Below are 18,900 nucleotides of genomic sequence, written 5' to 3'. Positions count from 1 at the left end.
AATTTGGAATTGAAAAGTATATTATCTTGATTCTAATTATTCCCAGTCAGGCATTGCTGCATTTTCTATTAAGCTGGTTCTTTCAGAAAGATCGGAAATTAAAAGTGTAAAAATATTCTTAGCCGAAATACCGTCGTTAGAAGTATTTATAAAAATAATTCCTGCCTCATTTGGAGAAAACCGAACATCTAAGTCATTAGTTCCCGAAGGTTTATCTACCGATAAATCTACCAAAGGATCACCATTGAAGCTATGTATAAATGCATGGGTATCTAATTGTCTGTAATTAGTATTTTCGGTTTCAGAAACATCCCTCGTATACAATAATTTTGTGCCGTCTACAGATAAATTAATTCCTCCTGCAGCACCATTTCCACCTGTTAATACTGTTTCCTGAACTACCCCTGATGTATTAATGGTCAATATCTCAACAGAATACCCATCTAAATCATTGGTTTTTATAGCAATTATTCCAGTATTTTCGTTTTTATCAACTTCAGTAATTAGATTCCCGTTAGTTGTTTGATATACCAAACTTAAACCACTACCTGTTGTATTAATAGAATAAAGTTTATCTTGATTAGGAAACAAAAGTTTTGAACCATTTGCATCCCAAGAGAAATCAACTTCCTCCAAATTAAAACCCGCCACTGCTACTTGCGAAGTAACCTGTTGTTCTTGAGAACCATCCTCGTTCATAGTAAAAAGGTGAGTTTGCGAACCAACAGATTGTAAGAACGCTATTTTTCCTGTTGCCGGATTTCTTCTTGGTCTAAAGCTATTTTTCGATGGTGAGGTTAACGCTAATTCTGTACCTCCACTTTCATCAGCAGAATAAATAACACTATTTCCATTCACCAATCTGGTGTATACAATTCTATTGTTTGGCGGACTCGCTGTTTCGAAGGCAAAGGTTGCACTATTGACTGGATCATTGATATCATCACTTGCAATTACCTGCCAAAAATATTTGGTATTGAATGATAATCCTGAAAGAGCAAATGTGGTATCTGTAATATTCTCAAACAATTCTACATTTGTATTTTCCTCATTTCTCAAACTTACCGTAAAGGTAAGCTCATCATCATCTGGATCACTAATACTCCATACCAAAGTAATATCTACAGGTACATCTGTAGCATTATCCTCTGGAGTTAATAAGGTAGCTGCGTCTGGAGGTCTGTTGCCTGCTGTTTCAACATCCATCTCGAATACCACTTCTACTTCTCGATCTGCAATCACTGTTATTCCTTCAAAAACTGCCAAAAGCCCTTCTCGCTGAGCTGATAATGAATAATCACCGGATGGCACATTTTCCAGAAGATAAAACCCTTCGGCATTTGTAAATACCGTACTAGAACCAGGGTTAGTAGATATTTTCACATTCTCCAATGGCTCATTGGTTCCAACCTGTACTACTCTACCCCTAACCGAACCTAAACCTTCTAAATCTATAGTATCTTCACTACAAGAAACTGTGACCAATACTATTAATATACTTGCTATTTTAACGATAAACTCTTTCATCTGTTTGAATAATTGTTTTCGGCAGTACTATTATTAACTGCATCATACAAATGGAACTCGAATACTTTTAATTCTTTATCCTCTTGGTTCTAAATTCTCTTTTCTAATTCTTCGATTTCTCTCTCTAAGTTTTTTAAGATCTGCATCTTTTTCTTTTTCTTTTTTTCTTGCTTTTTTACTCATTTTAATTGGGTTATCGAAATACCAATTTAAGCCAAAAGAAAAATTAAAATATTGATCGTCTCTTTTACCCTGAGCAATATTATCTAGTTCATCACTCATCACCAAATTATGTGTTGCATTTAATGAGACTCCTATATCTTCAGAAACCAGATATTCTACTCCGCCTCCATATTGAAACTTAAAAAAGGTTCTATCAAAACCATCACTATTTACATTCCCTATTCCTCCAAAGAAAAAAGGCGTAAGTTTTTCAAAAGGTAATAGTGTTAATTCGGCGTTGAGATCCACTGCATTAAAACCTTCTACAAATGCATTTTGATTATCTAGTTCAAACTTACTTATGTTAAGATTAGCATTGAGGTAAGGATTAAAATACCATCTTCCTCCCACTTGAACAGAATATGACAATTGGGCATTATTATAATCTCCTCCGATAAGTGCGCCCCCTCCTCTTATATATGCAGATTTCTTACCTCTCCTTTCTTTAAAATAACGATCATATAATGCTGTATTTTGGGCTTCATCTTTCTCTGCTCTATAATCTTGAATTATATCATTTACAGTTTCTGGAGAAGCATTTACTGCCCATAACTTATCTTCTATTCCTTCTATTATCAAAGACTCTACTGCTTTTTCTATAGCTTCGGAAACTGCCATTTGAGCCGGTTCATTTTTTGTAAACCCGGTCTCAGCTTCAAGTAACCTTCTAAATCTCACATACCTAAAGAAATTAGCATCTAAAGCTTGTGATAATATGGTTTTGGAAACATATACTGTTTTCAATATCTTTCCGCTTGAAGTAGATACTGCTCTAAGATAAACCGTAATTCTATCCTGACGATATTGTGTTGAAGCTCCAATACCGAAGTACCTTGCTCCTAACCCCCCTGTTATAATATTAGTATCATACGATACGATTCCACCCTCCAGAATAATTCCAGCATATAATAAAGGTGGCAATTGAGGTTCATTTGGGTTTTTGCTTTTTCTATACTCTTTTCTGGTTGACCGAATGATATTACGTTCGTTCAATAGATTACTCAGGTTTTCTCGTTCTATGGGAACAAACCACTTCGAATCTTCTAATGCTTTTATTAAAATTGTTGTTGCTCCTTGTGTTACTGCAGTACTAAATGTACTACCTGCTTCTGTTGGTTTATATTGCCCCGTTTGATCTCTAAATTTATAGACTCCAACAACAACGGGCTCTTTTGGTTGTGGAAAATCACGAAGAGTTTTGGTTACTTCAGAATCTTCTCCGATTCTGGCATTTTCTACAGTGATTGGCTGATTAAAGTATGTGCCACATCCAGATAGTAAAAGTGTACAAAATACTATTGTAACTATTCTGTAAAACTTATAGTACATTAAAAAATTAATTAGGAATTATTACTTGAGATTGGTCTCCTGTACTCGTGTCCAATATATTGATAACCAATCCTTCTCCTGAGGGAAAGATTTCAATAAACAAGGTTCCAAAGCTAAATGTTCCTTCGGTGAGCCCATCTTGGCCAAATTGCTGATCGAATAATGATCTGGATATTTGATTTAATAATTGACTATTTAGATTTTCGGTAAATCTTTCAAGATCAGATCTGTCATCTGCTCCATCATCCCCATCTGTGAATTTATTTTGTGCTTCAGCAGAGCTTAACAGCCACTGATAATTAAATGTATCTCCTCCAAACGCAGGGTTTTTTGGTCTATACACCAATTCTTGTGCAAAAGTAGAACCACACATGGTAAGTGTAAAAATTGTGGTGATATACAGTAATTTCATTTGTATATTAAATTGTTTGTGAGCGTTGTTAAAAACAAAATATATTTCTAATTAATATTGAAAAATATCTTTTTTCTGTTTTTTAAGGTCTTTAAAGTATTTATACACTTTACGTATTGCAATTTTCGACATTTGCTCCAAATATTCCAAATCTGGTTTTCCTATAAATTGATGAATAACGTTATCTTCTATCTTAACCCTAAGTATTGTAGTTCGTCCAAAGCTTAATGTTTCATATACTCCTACGATTTTACTTCCGTTAATCTGGTTTAAAGTATATGCATTATAAAAGAACTCGAAAAAATCTCTTCCTGGTTTTGTTTTGGTTTCTTCAATTACGATACCCTTTAATTCTATACCATCATCGGAAGAATCCTCTTGAATAACAACCTTTTCTTTTTTCTCTTCGTTAAAAGCGAACCTATCTTTACCAATTATTTTGTCTTCTTCATACACCAACAACAATACAACTATTTTATCTGTTTCCTTCACATTTATGGTAACCGTAGACAACTCTTTTACCTCATTCGCTTCCAGAGTAAATCTATCTTCTTGAATATTTTTGGATAGGTTATTTTGATCATCTGTCCTAAATACAACAAAAGAATATTTTAAGCTCTTATACACTTCTGTGGTATTCCTTGCTGTTCCAACAACAGAAATGGTCTCATCCAATGTTTCGGATTTGATTTTTGCAACCACCTCAATATTGGTATATTGTCCTACAACAACCTCGAAAACCAAAAGAAAAAATAAGACAAGTTTGGATTTCATGATGGATTGGTTATCCCCAGTTAAAAACTTCTGATGATAATTGTTCTTGCATCACCTGCCATTTTGAACTTTAAACTGTTGGTTAATTCATTATTACCAAAACGTTCAAAAATAAGGTTATTTCCTTCTTGAATAAGCTCTAGGTTTGTAGAAATAGTGGGGTCAAAAGAAAAATCTGTCACCACGTTATTATTTCCCGTTTGTGTAATTAGCTTATTCGTTTCCAGCGCAGTTTCATCAATTTCTACTCTATTTTCAGATCCATTCTGAAAAATTTTGATATCCGAAGATTGAGCTGTGATTGAAGAAAAAACCTGATTATTCGTTCCGATTTGTTGAATAAAAATAGAATTACCGCTATTCACAGCAGCAGATAAATTAGTATTTTCTTGTGGTGAAATTGCATTTACCTGAGATAAGGTAATAAACTTATCCTGATCTGTAATTAAAACCTCTTCTTTATCCCTCTCTTGTCCAAAGGCAATCGAGGTCGATAACAATAAAAATGCGATATATTTTAAGTACATAGTAGCGTTTATTTTTTTAGAATCTAAAAAATCAAGAAAAGAGTTATGCTTATAATTATTTTATAAGCACAACTCTTTAAATATACTAATTTTTAATCAGTTCTACTATTGACCTCCGTTTTGAGTAACTACAGCAGAATTGTTAGTTCCATTTTGAAGTATAGTGCTTGTATTAAGTTCTCCAAACTGTGTAACAAAAGTGTTATTGTTCACACCGTTCTGGATATCTGAAGCTACATTACTTGTACCTACCTGGAAGATATCACTTGTATTTCCAACTCCGTTTTGGTCAGAAATTGCAAGGTTTTCATCTCCAAATTGAAAATGAAGAACTAGGTTACTTTCTCCAGATAAACCATCTCCACCTTCTTGAGAAGCCTCAGCAACATTTCCGTTTCCGAATTGGAATTGATCTGTTACATTTTCTCCTCCAAAAGTTAAGATGTTTTGTGTTGCAGAAGCGCTATTCCCTATTCCAGTTTGATTTTGTACGATAGTATTGTTATCTTCTTCATGTCTTGCAAAAGCATTGTTTTCTTCACCAGATTGAGTTTGGTTTATAGAACCTCCTCTTGAAGTAAAGAAGAAACCTCCTTGAAGCGCTTCAGCGTTATTTCCAATTCCTATTTGTGTTTGTACAGCAACATTGTCTGTACCAGACTGAGTTACACTAGCGACATTCTCATCTCCACTTTGTAATTGATCAGAAATATTAGTACTTCCGTTTTGTGAAGCTGTAGCTACGTTTCCGTTTCCAAGCTGAACTTGAATTGCAAGATTATCTCCTCCAAAAGAACCTAAGTTTTGATCTGCACTAGCACTGTTTGCATCTCCAGCTTGCCCTTGAAGAATAGTATTATTATCTTCCTCATGATTAGCAAAAGCAGAGTTCTCTTCTCCTATTTGTATTTGCTGTACTTCACCTCCTCTAGATTCGAATGAGCTACTTCCCTGAATAGAAACTGCAGCGTTTCCTCCACCGTCTTGATCTTGGATTAACACATTGTCAGGCCCCCATTGCTCACCAGTTGCAACATTGGCATCTCCTAGTTGAGTTTGTCTTGAAGAGTTTCCATCTCCAATTTGTGTGATTATTGCAGAGTTGAAGGTACCGTTCTGGTTAATATCACTTACGTTAAAAGTTCCTTCCTGAGTAGAACTTGCAGAATTAGCATCTCCCACTTGAACTTGGAATGCAGTGTTAAGAATTCCTTCTTGAGAAATAACAGCCCCATTTCCATTTCCTTCCTGAGACTGATTCGCTAAGTTTCCTCCTCCGAAGAAAGCTAAGTTCTGAGTAGCACTAGCGGTGTTACCATCACCTATTTGTACTTGATAAATTTCATTTAAAACTTCCTCATGCTGAGCAGTTGCAGAGTTTTTGTTACCAATTTGCGTTTGCTGTACTACCCCACTGGTAGAAGCAAATGCATCGCTACCCTGAATAGCAGTTGCGGTGTTACCCATTCCTTCTTGAAGTGTAACAGAAGAGTTTGTGGCTCCAACTTGTGTGACATCAGCAAGATTATCATCTCCTGTTTGACTAACATCACTTGCGTTCGACTGAGCAACCATCACAGTCGTGCTTACTAAAGCTGCAAGGCTAAGAATTACTGTTTTCATACGTAATATAAATTAAAATGATTAATGAGATTACAATTTGTAAAGAGCGTTTAGAATAAAAAAGATTAGAAATTTCTAATCCTTCAATTCTGTTAGGTAAATAAATAGTCCGGGGAAGATTAATGGGGTAATATCAAAATGAATTACATTTTAACATTGACAAATTTATGAAAATATTAAGGCGATTTTGAATCTTTCTTAAGAATTCGATAAAATACATTATGGAAAAACCGTAGAAACAAGTTTTTCCTACGGTTTTATTAATAGTTTAACAGTTATTATTATTTTGTTAAAAATGAGTACAAAAGTTGACTAGTAAGTAATTTCCTACCTATCTGGTAAATAAAAGTTCACGATACTTTGTGAGCGGCCATAACTCATCATCAACAATCAACTCTAATTTGTCACAATTATATCTTATTTGGTCAAATAGTGGCTTTACCTTATTACAATAGGTCATTGCCTTTTTTTCTAAATCTTCAATTTTATTGGCCTTTCTTCTTTCTTCGGTCATTTCATTGACCTTTGCATTTATCTTTCCTATATATTCCGAAATTTCTTCTATAATCTCTAATTGTTCTTTGGCGTATTTCTTAAAATCCTTGCCATACAATTCTTTTAAGCCAGAAACATTACTAATTAATGTATTTTGATATTTCACTCCTGTAGGAATTACATGATTACGAGCAATATCTCCCAAAACACGTCCTTCAATTTGAATTCTCATAACATATTCCTCAATCTCTATTTCATATCTGGCTTTTGCTTCTATTTCATTCATAACCCCCATTTTCTCAAAAAGGTCGATATTTTCTTGAGCTACCTTGGCTCGAAGTGCTTCCGGAGTGGTTTTATTATTACTGAGCCCTCTTTTCTTTGCTTCTTTCTCCCATTCATCACTATATCCATTTCCTTCAAAAAGTATATTTTTCGACTTCTTTATATACTCTCTAAGTACATTAAAAATAGCTTCGTCTTTCTTTAATCCTTTTTTATCTATCAACTTATCGACTTCTACTTTAAAATCTTTAAGTTGTTTTGCCACTATGGTGTTCAGTATGGTCATTGGGTTTGCGCAGTTCGCTTTAGAACCTACTGCTCTGAACTCGAATTTATTTCCTGTGAACGCAAACGGAGAGGTTCTATTTCGATCTGTATTATCTAATAAAATTTCTGGGATTTTACCTACTACATTTAATTTAAGATCGGTTTTTTCTTGTGGAGATAATTTCCCATCTGTTACACCTTCTAATTCTTTTAAAACCGCAGTGAGCTGCTGCCCTATAAAAACCGACATAATAGCCGGAGGTGCTTCATTTGCCCCAAGACGGTGGTCATTGCTAGCAGAGGCTATTCCCGCTCGCATTAATTCTTCATTATCATTAATTGCTTTAATTGTATTGATAAAAAAGGTTAAAAACTGAAGGTTACTCATTGGAGTTTTTCCAGGACCCAAAAGATTTATTCCTGTATTTGTACTCAATGACCAATTATTGTGTTTCCCAGAACCATTTACCCCGGCAAAAGGTTTTTCATGAAGAAGTACTCTTAAGTTGTGACGAGACGCAATTTTACCCATTACATCCATTAACAACGAATTATGATCGACTGCCAAATTTGTTTCTTCATATATAGGAGCTACCTCAAATTGATTTGGAGCCACCTCATTATGACGCGTTTTAACTGGTATCCCTAGTAACATGCACTCTACCTCAAGATCTTTCATGAAATTAAGTGCTCTGGTAGGGATACTTCCAAAATAATGATCATCCAATTGTTGTCCCTTGGCAGAAGAATGCCCCAAAAGTGTTCTACCTGTCATAACAATATCGGGCCTAGATTCAGCCAAAGCACTATCTATTAAAAAATACTCTTGCTCCCACCCTAGAGATGCATTCACTTTTTTAACATTTTTATCGAAATATTTGGCAACTGCAGTAGCTGCATGATCTACAGCCTGCAAAGCTCTTAGTAAAGGGGTTTTATAATCTAAAGCTTCCCCAGTATATGCCACAAAAACTGTAGGAATACAGAGGGTGGTATCATATATAAATGCAGGAGAAGTTGGATCCCAAGCGGTATATCCTCTTGCTTCAAAAGTATTTCTTATTCCTCCATGCGGAAAAGAAGATGCATCGGGCTCTTGTTGTACTAGTTGTCCTCCCCCAAATTTTTCTATAGCTTGTCCATTACCAATCGTTTCAAAAAATGCATCATGCTTTTCTGCGGTAGCTCCTGTAAGCGGTTGAAACCAATGCGTATAATGAGTTACTCCTTTAGCTAAGGCCCAATCTTTCATCGCAGAAGCAATTTGGTCTGCAATCCTTCGATCGATTTTTGAACCATGCTCGATAGCATCCATAACACTAGTATAAGCATCCGTGGTTAAGGACTGCATCATTGTGGTTTGGTTAAACACATTTTCACCAAATAACACCGATCTACGCTCGGTTTCTTTAACTGTCACAGAACCACGACTTAACGTCTCTTTTAATGCTTGGAATCTTAATGTAGACATAATTGAGTAAGTTTTGCTACAAATATACTAGAAGTTTAGATTGAAAAAATGAAAAATTAATTATTTAAAAATTACATATATTTCAAAATACCCCCTAAAAAAGTAGGGTGTTAATAAAAATGATGATAAATTATGGTTTAACCCCCCTCTTTTTTTTGGTTATATTGAAAGATAGATTAATTTTGTGCTCTTTAAGAGTTCAATTTATAAAGTGTTAATTATGAGCAAGTCTAAATTAGAATACATTTGGTTGGATGGATATAAGCCAACTGCTAATCTAAGAAGTAAAACAAAAATCGAAGAAAACTTTAGCGGGAAGCTTGAAGATTGTCCAGTATGGTCATTTGATGGTAGTTCTACAAAACAAGCAGAAGGAGGTTCTTCTGACTGTTTATTAAAGCCAGTAGCTATCTATCCTGATCCAACAAGAAGAAATGGATACCTAGTAATGACGGAAGTTTTGAATGCTGACGGTACGCCACACGAATCTAATGCAAGAGCAACAATTGATGATGATGATAACGATTTCTGGTTTGGTTTTGAGCAAGAATACTTTATCATGGACAAAAACACTCAACTACCTTTAGGATTCCCTGTTGGTGGTTATCCAGGCCCTCAAGGAATGTACTACTGTTCTGTAGGTGGTAAAAACACTCACGGTAGAGACTTCGTTGAAGAGCATGCAGACCTTTGTATTGATGCTGGACTTAACTTTGAAGGAATCAACCAAGAAGTTGCTAGTGGACAGTGGGAATTTCAATTATTCTCTAAAGGAGCTAAAAAAGCCGGAGATGAGATTTGGGTAGCTCGTTACTTATTAGATCGTCTTACTGAGAAATATGGATACTATATTGAATATCACCCAAAACCGATCAAAGGTGACTGGAATGGTTCTGGTATGCACGCTAACTTCTCTAATGAAGTATTAAGAACTTGCGGTTCTAAAGAAGTATACGAGACGATTTGTGAAGCTTTTAGACCTGTTACTAAAGAACACATTGAAGTTTATGGTGAATTCAATGACCAAAGATTAACAGGAGATCACGAAACACAATCTATTCATGAATTCTCTTATGGAGTATCTGATAGAGGAGCATCGATCAGAATTCCTATCATTACTGTAGAAAAAGGATGGAAAGGATGGTTAGAAGATCGTCGTCCAGCTTCAAATGGAGACCCATATAAAATTGCTGCTAGAATTGTAAAAACTGTTAAAACAGCAGATGTTGCAGCTATGTTAGCATAAGCAATAAAGAGTACTAACTAATATTTGTTGGTTAAACGCTAAAAAACCTCTGAGGAAATTTCTCAGAGGTTTTTTCATATATCATAATACTATATAGCTTAGTAAATCTTACTCCATAACCTATGCAATGAACACCAAGGCAATGAAAATACAATAGGCTACAAAAATTATAAGCCCTTTTACCCTGGTTAACACCATCTTTTTGGGAATAAACGCTAGAGGTAATAATACCATTGCAAACCCTAACATCCAGAATATATTCACCCCCATAAGAGTTTCATCTTTCACAGCAATAGGTTGAATTAGCGAAGTAATTCCTAAAACCGAAGCAATATTAAATATATTCGACCCAATAAGATTTCCTAATGAAATAGCCTTTTCTTGCTTTAATGCAGCAATAACCGAAGCTGCCAACTCAGGCACACTGGTACCAACCGCTATAAGAGTAACTGCAATAACCCCTTCACTTACACCTAACTTTAAGGCAATATCTTCAGCTCCGCTTACCAATAACTCAGACCCAAAATATAATGCGCATCCACCGATAAGTAACCATATAAAAATTTTGAAGTTTGAAGTTGTCTGAAGTGCATCATCAACTTCTTCTGCCACATTGTTTGATAATTTTCTTGATCTTCTTATCAAAACAAAAAGATATACCAATAACGATAAAATAAACAAACCTCCTTCAACCTGACTAATTATCCCATCATTATCTAACACCAGATACAAAGCAAAAGACAATACAACCATCACAGGCCAGTTAAACTTATAAAAATCCTTATCAATTGCCAATGGTCCTATTATAGCAGTAATACCAAGTACCAAACCAATATTAGCTATGTTAGACCCAACTACATTCCCTAAAGATATATCTGATAAACCATCTAAAGCGGCTTGAATACTAACCAATAATTCTGGAGCAGAGGTCGCAAAAGAAACAACAGTTAAACCAATAACCATTTTAGAGAGCTTTAATCTAAAGGACAAGGCCACAGAAGATCTTACCAAAAACTCTCCTCCTACAACGAGTAACACCAAACCAATTAATACATAAAGTATGCTTATTATCATCACAAAATATTTGATTGCGAATATATAGAATTCGTATCTCAAAGTATAAAATCTCTTATACATTTTATATTAAATATATGAGAAACAAAGCACGAAAACTATAATTTTAGTTAATTAACTATAAAAATAGTTGTATAACTAAAATTATAGTTTTACTTTTGATTTCAAAGAAGGATACCTTATGGAAAAACTCACCGCAAAAGAAGAAGAAATCATGCAAGCTATTTGGAAATTGGAAAAAGCATTTGCCAAAGAAGTCCAAGCAGAATTAAAAAACACAGTACATTATAATACAGTATCTACCATTATACGTAATCTGGAAGACAAAGGTTATGTAGCGCATAATGCATTTGGCAAAACACACCAATACTACCCTATCATTAGCAAAGATGTATATCGTAATCAATTTGTGAGTAAAGCGATGAAGGAATACTTTAATAATTCCTACAAGAATATGGTTTCTTTTTTTGCGAAGGAAGAAAAAATAACTGCTGATGAGCTAAGAGAAATATTAGATGTAATTGATAAAAAGGATAACTAATGGAAGCATTTTTAATATATCTATCTAAATCCTGCCTATTACTATCTATATTTTCTTTGGTGTACTATTTTTTACTAAGAAAAGATACTTTTTTTACCATCAACAGGCATTTCCTTCTCTCTGGGATGATTATTTCTGTTCTGTTACCTCTGGTAGAATTTAATACTATCGTTTTTGTAGAGCGTCCTGGAGTTACAATGGTACCTCAAGAAATTATTCTAACTCAACCTGAAGAGATCACCAAAATCAACTGGTGGCTAGTGGGACTTGTCATATACAGTATTGGAGTTCTGGTGTTGCTTATTCGTTTTGTATTACAATTATTATCATTACACAAATTATTCAAAGAAAATAGTTCCAAAAAAGTAGATAACTATACTATTATAGAAGTAAAAGACGAGATTGCTCCTTTCTCTTTTTTCAATACAATTGTATATAACCCATCACTGCATGAGCATCATGAATTAGAAATGATTCTTGCTCATGAAAAGATTCATGTTACACAATTACACACACTAGATATTGTACTGATAAACACTTTTATGATATTTCAATGGTTTAACCCATTTGTATGGTTTTTTAAACATGGGGTGGAGCAAAATCTTGAATTTATTGCAGACCGAGAAGCTGTAATCAACACTGTTTCAAAAAAAGAGTATCAACTTACTCTTGTAAGAGTATGTTCAAACAACTACTCTTCTATCACAAATAATTTTTATCAATCATTAATCAAAAAACGAATAGTCATGTTAAACAAAGGAAATTCGCAAAAGAAAAATGCTTTAAAAACAATGTTCATTTTACCACTTTTAGGATTGTTTTTATGGAGTTTTAATACCAAAGAAGTCATTATGCTTAAGGAAGATACTCACTTAACTCCTAAGGAAGAATCTATAGCAGATAACCAAAAGGTTGTAAAATTCGAAGTGAACAAAAATTCTACAGAGAAAGATTTTGAGAACATTAAAAAAACGCTGAAGGACAAATTTAAAGTCACTATTAAATTCAGTGATATTAAAAGAAATGGAAGTAATGAAATTACAAGCATTGAAATAGAGGCTTCTTCAGAGAAAAGCAATGTCAATTATGCAATTGAAGACGACGCTGCCATTCAACCTTTTATAATAACTTATAATGATCAAACTAATTCCATAAACATTGGCAAAGCGTCTACCAATTCTAGTTATGTTTGGGTAAACAAAGATGGAAAACACATTGAACAAATCATTGAAATTGATACCGACAACGATAACGAAGATCACGAAATATATGTTGTTCCTGGAGGAAAAAAAGCAAAAGTTATCAGAAAAAAAGATAAAAACGGTAAGGTAATTATTGAGGAAATTCACGAAGGCGACAGTAATGACATTTTTGAAATACGTACCGATGATAAAAAAACCTTTGCATTTATTTCTGGAGATCGAGATGGCGAACCACTTATCATTATTGACGGTAAAAAAGCCACGAAAAAAGAAATGGAAAAATTAGACTCTGATGACATTAAGGAAATAAATGTATACAAGGGAGAAAAAGCAATTGAAAAATACGGAAAAGAAGCAAAAAATGGTGTTGTAGAAATAACCACTAAAAAATAGATTCTCTCACAAAGTCTTTATTCAGAAAACTCACCGATGAACGTTGAGTTTTTTGTATTTTCGTATCTATCATGAAAAAACAATTATTTTCTTTTTTAGCTAAATTAAATAAGTTCATTCTACCAAGTTTTACAAAACGGAGGTTAGACTTAGCCAAGGCATCAAAATTACAACTCCTCATATTCGGATGGCGATTATACGTTACAAAACGAGCACTATAATCCTTTTTTTAGTTTAAAAAATTATCTTTTTGCAACACCCACTATAATTCATCGTAATTAAGGTAAACTGTAAAACACCTTAAAATAAATAACCAAAAATAATACGTATGAAAAAGTGGATCATACTGGGCATTAGTATACTAGGCATGTTTTCATTAACTGCGTTTACAGCTCATTCAGAAAACAATGAAACCCTTTACACTTCGCAATCTGATGAAGTTACGGCAATTATTAGCAAAAACACCACAGAGAAAGAACTGAAAGATTTACAAACATTTTTCTCTGAGAATGGCATCGAATTAATTCTCAAAAAAGTAGAGTATAATGAACAAAATGAAATTACTAGTTTGAGTATTATACTTAAAAGAGGAAATTCTAAAAGTCAATATTCTTCATCATCTTCTAATCCAATTTCAGAAATAGAATTAGGATTCAAAGACGAGAGTCTCTATATAACTCAATCTGGTTCTTTTGACATTGCCACTTTAGGCAATCATCATTCTTTTCATTTTCCTAAAGCAGCTATGGATAGCTTAATGCAAAAGCACAATTTTGCTTTTAATTTTGATTTTAATAAAGATATGGACTCCATATTTAGTCAGAATAATTTTGATATCACAAAATTTAAAGATCAAATCATGAGATCTTTCACTTTTGATGAAGATGAGAATGGGAACTTCTTTTTCAATGGACAGCAAATACCTTCTTTCCAAAAAGGAAAAGGCCAGCGATATAATTTTATCGACAACCCAGATATTGAAAAGTTAATTATCATCGATGGTAAGGAGGTAGATTTTGCTACTCTCGATAAACTTGCTAAATCTGATGAATTAGCAGAAGTAGATTTCTTAAAACCAGAAACCGCAATAAGTATTTACGGAGAAAAAGCAAAAGATGGGGCAATAATCGCAACTACCAAACAATAGGTAGTCTTTTTATAAATAGAGTTGAACGAAAAGCCTTCCTTTTGGGAGGCTTTTTTTAAAACTAATAATTTAATAACGAAGCAATAGGAACCTTAAGTTTGTTAGCGCCTTTTAGAAAACCAAGTTCCATAATAAAATTACATTGCACCACTACTCCACCTAATTCTTCTACCAAAGTACAAACCGCAGCTGCAGTTCCTCCGGTTGCCAATACGTCATCATGAATCAAAACATGTTCCCCAGGTTTAATAGCATCGGTATGTATCTCAAGAGTATCTTCTCCATACTCTAAACCATAGCTTTGTGAAGTTACTTGATACGGTAATTTTCCTTTTTTTCTTACAGGAATAAACCCTGCCTGTAATCGCTCTGCCAACATACCTCCGATGATAAAACCTCTTGATTCTATACCAACAACCTTGTCAATTTTAATATCATTTGGGCATAATTTAGCCAGTTCATTGGCGGTCTTCAAAAGAGCATTAGGATCTGCCAGCAAGGGAGTAATATCTTTAAAAACAATTCCCGGCTTAGGAAAATCTGGAATATTTCGTATGTAACTTTCTAGATGCATATATCAAAATTAATTTCGCTCAAATATACCATAGATTCGTTATGGAAACTTAATTTTTACTTCGAAAAATATTTAATAAAAATATCCTTGGGTAGTTATTTAAAAAGACATATATTTGCACCCGCAATAGCAAAAAAGGCCTCGTAGCATAACTGAATAGTGCACTTGATTACGGCTCAAGAGGTTGCAGGTTTGAATCCTGCCGAGGTCACTGAAGGTTCAAGGTTTGAATCCAGCAAGATTCTGGCCTAGAGCACTAAATAAAACTAAAACCCTTCAAATATCAGTATTTGAAGGGTTTTTGACTTTTATCACGGCACTAATCGCAATCAAAATTTATTAGAAAAAGGTCAACAATTCGGTCAACAGATTTTTAATCGGTCAACAGTGTTGACCGATTAACTGAAAAAAAAGTCATGTAGCTTGAAGCTTACTTATAGGCATAAAAAATGGAGTTATAGCACTTATTTTTATAATAAAGCACTCATATCTCTCCCTTGTCTGAAAGCATAATCGCCACAGGCTTTGTACTCTTGAATTTGGAAAATATAATCACCATTATAACAGTAATAGGAACGCTCAATATCATACCTGTTGTACCCCAAATTAATCCCCAAAGCGATAATGCCAAAATAGCTACGAGTGCACTTAAATTCATCGAATTACCAACCAATTTGGGCTCTAAAATATTTCCAACTATCACTTGAATTAACCCAACAATAACTACAGTTAAAATAAACGGTGTTGTGTTGGTAAATTGTAACAGACAGAAAGCTGCAGGGAATAATGTTCCTATAAGTGAGCCTATAGTGGGAATATAATTTAAGATGAAAATAATTAGACCCCAAAACACAGGTGCATCAACCCCGATTATTGATAATGTCACTGCGCTTAATGCTCCAGTTATTAGACTCACCAATGTTTTTACTCCTAAATAATTGGAGATGGACTCTTCCAATTCTATTAGAGTGGATGAAACTTCTTTAAATTCATTATCTTCTTTAAAGACTAACCGAAGTTTTTTTCCAAAATTAGTTTCTTCCAAGAATATAAAAAGTAAGTATAGAATAATCATAAAAGCATTGCTTACTAAACTAGTGAGTGAAGAAACTATAGGCTCAATTAAATCGCTAAGTGTACTACTAATATCTTCATCCCCAATCAAAGTCTTCAAATCGATACCAAAAGATTCATTAATAGTCGTTAATAGGGCGTTGAAATTTGCTTCATAAACATCATACTGACCTACCATTGTACTGATATTCGAAGAAATGATACCACTTACAAAGTAAACAACCAACGCAATAATAAAAGTAAGGAGGGCATTTTTCACCCAATTGGGCACAAATTCTCTCAGCACTTTAATTTTGTTAAGGGTAGATTTTAGTTTCTTTATCAATATCCAAAGGATTAAAGAAAATATTAATGGAATTAAAAAGCTTTTTCCATAAATCAATGCTATTATCCCCGCTACCAAAATGATACTAATTTGAGTAAACTTTGTAATTTTTGTCATATTAAAATAGATTGATGATTTTCTTGGTTGTAGTATACTCTTCCCAGTCATTTAACAAGTCTTGAAAAACTGATGTATGTACTTTTGACAGGTCTTTTGTTTCTCCAGGGTCTGTTACAATATCATATAACTCCCAATGATTATTACCAGGCTCAAATACCCATAAAATTTTCCACTTTCCTTTTCTAAGCGCCTTATTACCATGCAATTCCCATCCAAGGTAATCTGTATGCACGTTTGCAGAATCTCCTTTTAGAAAAGGGACTAGAGACTTACCTGATAATGAATGTACTTTATCAGTATTTATTAGCTTTGAATAATTAACCCCAATAAGTTCGTAAAGAGTTGGAGCTAAATCATAAATATGCCCTATTGCCTCAGTATCTATAGTTCCTTTTAGCTCTTTGCTCATTCCATTCCATTTAATAATAGCCGGTGTTCTTATGCCTCCTTCTCCAGTTTTTCCCTTATAAAATCTGAATGGCGACATACTTGCTTGCGCCCAACCTTCGCCTATGGAAGCCGCAGAATTATTTCTGCCAATATTATCAAAAGATGTATCAAAATTGTTTTTTATATACTCGGGTGAAGAATCTGAATACTCTTCAAGAGTTTGATATGCTGAACCATTATCGGAAAGAAAAACAATAATGGTATTATTATATTGGTTGGTCGATTTCAGGTATTCAAAGACACGACCTATTTGCTCATCTACAAAGTCAATCATTCCCGCATATACTTCCATAGATTTTGAAAGTCTTAATTTTTCATCTTCAGATAGGCTTTCCCAAGACGGCGCAAGCTTTTGACCTAATGTGATATCCTTTTGAAATATACCTAGTTTGACTAATTCTTGATAACGCTTTACTCTTAATTTGTCATAGCCACTATCGTATAATCCTTTATACTTATCTGAATATTCTTCAGGGCATTCTAAAGGGTCGTGAGGTGCAGTAAAAGCCAAATATCCAAAAAATGGCTTTGCTTTATCTCTTTCTTTTAGATAGTCCAGGAACTTATCTGTAAAGTGCAGGGAAGAATAGAAGTCCTTTCGTGGGTTTACCCTCATATCATTTTCAACCAATTCTGCCAAAGAACCTTTAGTAATTGGCATTAATGGACTTCCGGTATGTGAACTTGCCCCTTGAAGCAACACGTAACTCTTGTCAAAACCTCTTGTATATGGCCATTCGTCCTTATGTTCACCTAAATGCCATTTCCCACTTATAAAACTCTGGTATCCTTCTCTCACTAAGACTTCTGGTATTGTCATAACACTATCATTCAATGCTCCTAAATATCCATCTCGTTCCCTTAGTGCTGGAATATGAGGTGTCATATCTATGATAAACTCATCCATTGCACCTAGACCATTTAAATGATTATCAACTCCCGTAAGTAACATTGACCTCGCAGGAGAACAAGTGGGGGCGGTATAGAAATTAGAAATGCGCACACCTTCACTAGCAAGCTTTTGAAGATTTGGTGTGTTTATCTCTCCTCCAAAAGGTGAAAAATCAGAATACCCCATATCGTCAGTTACAATAAAAAGGATATTTGGTTTCTCAAATTTTACTTTTTCTGTTTTACACCCTACTAAAACAAAACTAAATACTACTAATTTTAGGGTTAGTGACTTCAAAATTTCACTTTTCGATTTCTTACTCAATTACCTAAAAGTTTTTGTGAAGATTTTTCATTCTAAAAGCGGCCAATACACTGAAAAACCCTGTGGAGATTAATGAAAGTCCTATCCAGAATACAAAAGTCATTCCAACAAACTTGGGATTCCATATTAGGATAAATGAGAAAATTATTCCTAGAACACTAATTATCATTAGTACTACCCAATTCTTTTCTCCGTAACTTCTTAAATCTATGGCCATCGCCATTGCACCGAACGAACGGAACAAAAGAATAAAACCAACATATAATGCGAGGCTTATTAATGAAACTTCAGGGTGAGACAGTAACAAGATTCCTATTAAGGTAGTTATAATTCCTAAAACCAAAACCCAGCCCCAATTATCAATTTTATTTTTATTAGAAAATGCAAATAGAATTTCTATTACGCCTATGACCAAAAAAGCGTAACTCAAAAGATTGTTTAATGCTAAAAAAGCTTTGTCTGGTGAAATAAAGGCTTTAATCCCTCCTCCAATTAAAAATATCCCGACGATTAGTGGTAGATACCAATATTTGATTGATTCTTTTGCGCTACTAGTGGATTGATTGTTCATTATACTTTGATTTAATTAGTGTTTACTCTTTAAAA

General features: G+C 34.0%; 16 protein-coding genes and 1 tRNA gene. 5 read left to right on the top strand and 12 right to left on the bottom strand.

The window, feature by feature from the left end; all coding sequences use genetic code 11:
* Positions 1 to 36 precede the first annotated feature (36 nt).
* The 7 genes from M0D21_RS09595 to M0D21_RS09565 all read right to left on the bottom strand — a co-directional run bounded on the left by M0D21_RS09595 (position 37) and on the right by M0D21_RS09565 (position 8,932).
* Entirely contained in the window at positions 37 to 1,527 is a 1,491-nt protein-coding gene (locus M0D21_RS09595; RefSeq protein WP_248328829.1) for a carboxypeptidase regulatory-like domain-containing protein, read from the bottom strand.
* A gap of 75 nt (positions 1,528 to 1,602) precedes the next feature.
* The gene (locus tag M0D21_RS09590; RefSeq protein ID WP_248328827.1) at positions 1,603 to 3,078 is read right to left on the bottom strand and encodes a CsgG/HfaB family protein; all 1,476 of its coding nucleotides are present in this window, start codon (positions 3,076 to 3,078) and stop codon (positions 1,603 to 1,605) included.
* A gap of 7 nt (positions 3,079 to 3,085) precedes the next feature.
* A complete protein-coding gene (locus tag M0D21_RS09585) occupies positions 3,086 to 3,490 on the bottom strand; it encodes a curli production assembly/transport component CsgF (RefSeq protein WP_248328825.1) in 405 nt (134 codons plus the stop codon).
* A 51-nt stretch (positions 3,491 to 3,541) separates the two neighbouring features.
* Positions 3,542 to 4,264 (bottom strand): CsgE family curli-type amyloid fiber assembly protein, encoded by a 723-nt coding sequence (locus M0D21_RS09580; protein ID WP_248328823.1) that lies wholly within the window; start codon positions 4,262 to 4,264, stop codon positions 3,542 to 3,544.
* Between the two features lie 20 nt (positions 4,265 to 4,284).
* Positions 4,285 to 4,791, bottom strand: coding sequence for a hypothetical protein (locus tag M0D21_RS09575; RefSeq protein WP_248328821.1), 507 nt, complete (start codon positions 4,789 to 4,791; stop codon positions 4,285 to 4,287).
* Between the two features lie 105 nt (positions 4,792 to 4,896).
* A complete protein-coding gene (locus M0D21_RS09570) occupies positions 4,897 to 6,414 on the bottom strand; it encodes a hypothetical protein (protein ID WP_248328819.1) in 1,518 nt (505 codons plus the stop codon).
* 331 nt (positions 6,415 to 6,745) lie between these two features.
* Positions 6,746 to 8,932 (bottom strand): glutamine synthetase III family protein, encoded by a 2,187-nt coding sequence (locus tag M0D21_RS09565; RefSeq protein WP_248328817.1) that lies wholly within the window; start codon positions 8,930 to 8,932, stop codon positions 6,746 to 6,748.
* A gap of 220 nt (positions 8,933 to 9,152) precedes the next feature.
* On the opposite strand from M0D21_RS09565, the gene M0D21_RS09560 reads away from it, so the two are divergent.
* Entirely contained in the window at positions 9,153 to 10,178 is a 1,026-nt protein-coding gene (locus M0D21_RS09560) for a glutamine synthetase beta-grasp domain-containing protein (protein WP_248328815.1), read from the top strand.
* Positions 10,179 to 10,298: 120 nt separating this feature from the next.
* Here the strand turns inward: M0D21_RS09560 and M0D21_RS09555 are convergent, their stop codons facing one another.
* Positions 10,299 to 11,246, bottom strand: coding sequence for a calcium/sodium antiporter (locus M0D21_RS09555; protein ID WP_248329469.1), 948 nt, complete (start codon positions 11,244 to 11,246; stop codon positions 10,299 to 10,301).
* A gap of 187 nt (positions 11,247 to 11,433) precedes the next feature.
* On the opposite strand from M0D21_RS09555, the gene M0D21_RS09550 reads away from it, so the two are divergent.
* From M0D21_RS09550 to M0D21_RS09535, 3 genes are all read left to right on the top strand, one after another.
* Complete coding sequence (locus M0D21_RS09550) at positions 11,434 to 11,793, top strand: BlaI/MecI/CopY family transcriptional regulator (RefSeq protein ID WP_248328813.1); 360 nt, start codon at positions 11,434 to 11,436, stop codon at positions 11,791 to 11,793.
* Complete coding sequence (locus M0D21_RS09545; RefSeq protein ID WP_248328811.1) at positions 11,793 to 13,388, top strand: M56 family metallopeptidase; 1,596 nt, start codon at positions 11,793 to 11,795, stop codon at positions 13,386 to 13,388. The genes M0D21_RS09550 and M0D21_RS09545 overlap by 1 nt, the downstream gene beginning before the upstream one ends.
* A gap of 328 nt (positions 13,389 to 13,716) precedes the next feature.
* Complete coding sequence (locus M0D21_RS09535; protein ID WP_248328807.1) at positions 13,717 to 14,535, top strand: hypothetical protein; 819 nt, start codon at positions 13,717 to 13,719, stop codon at positions 14,533 to 14,535.
* Positions 14,536 to 14,596: 61 nt separating this feature from the next.
* Here the strand turns inward: M0D21_RS09535 and M0D21_RS09530 are convergent, their stop codons facing one another.
* Positions 14,597 to 15,109: an adenine phosphoribosyltransferase gene (locus M0D21_RS09530; protein WP_248328805.1), complete on the bottom strand. Its 513-nt coding sequence runs from the start codon at positions 15,107 to 15,109 to the stop codon at positions 14,597 to 14,599.
* Positions 15,110 to 15,246: 137 nt separating this feature from the next.
* On the opposite strand from M0D21_RS09530, the gene M0D21_RS09525 reads away from it, so the two are divergent.
* Positions 15,247 to 15,320, top strand: a tRNA-Arg gene (locus M0D21_RS09525).
* A 273-nt stretch (positions 15,321 to 15,593) separates the two neighbouring features.
* Here M0D21_RS09525 and M0D21_RS09520 read toward each other — a convergent pair.
* The 3 genes from M0D21_RS09520 to M0D21_RS09510 are packed head-to-tail and all read right to left on the bottom strand — an operon-like array spanning position 15,594 to position 18,865.
* A complete protein-coding gene (locus M0D21_RS09520; RefSeq protein WP_248328803.1) occupies positions 15,594 to 16,625 on the bottom strand; it encodes an AI-2E family transporter in 1,032 nt (343 codons plus the stop codon).
* Between the two features lies 1 nt (position 16,626).
* Complete coding sequence (locus tag M0D21_RS09515) at positions 16,627 to 18,267, bottom strand: arylsulfatase (RefSeq protein WP_248328801.1); 1,641 nt, start codon at positions 18,265 to 18,267, stop codon at positions 16,627 to 16,629.
* A gap of 31 nt (positions 18,268 to 18,298) precedes the next feature.
* On the bottom strand, positions 18,299 to 18,865 hold the full coding sequence (locus tag M0D21_RS09510; protein WP_248328799.1) for an HdeD family acid-resistance protein: 567 nt from the start codon (positions 18,863 to 18,865) through the stop codon (positions 18,299 to 18,301).
* Positions 18,866 to 18,900: the final 35 nt, after the last annotated feature.

Source organism: Aquimarina acroporae (assembly GCF_023195925.1).
Lineage (GTDB): Bacteria > Bacteroidota > Bacteroidia > Flavobacteriales > Flavobacteriaceae > Aquimarina > Aquimarina acroporae.
This window is presented reverse-complemented; position numbering and strand designations above follow the sequence as displayed.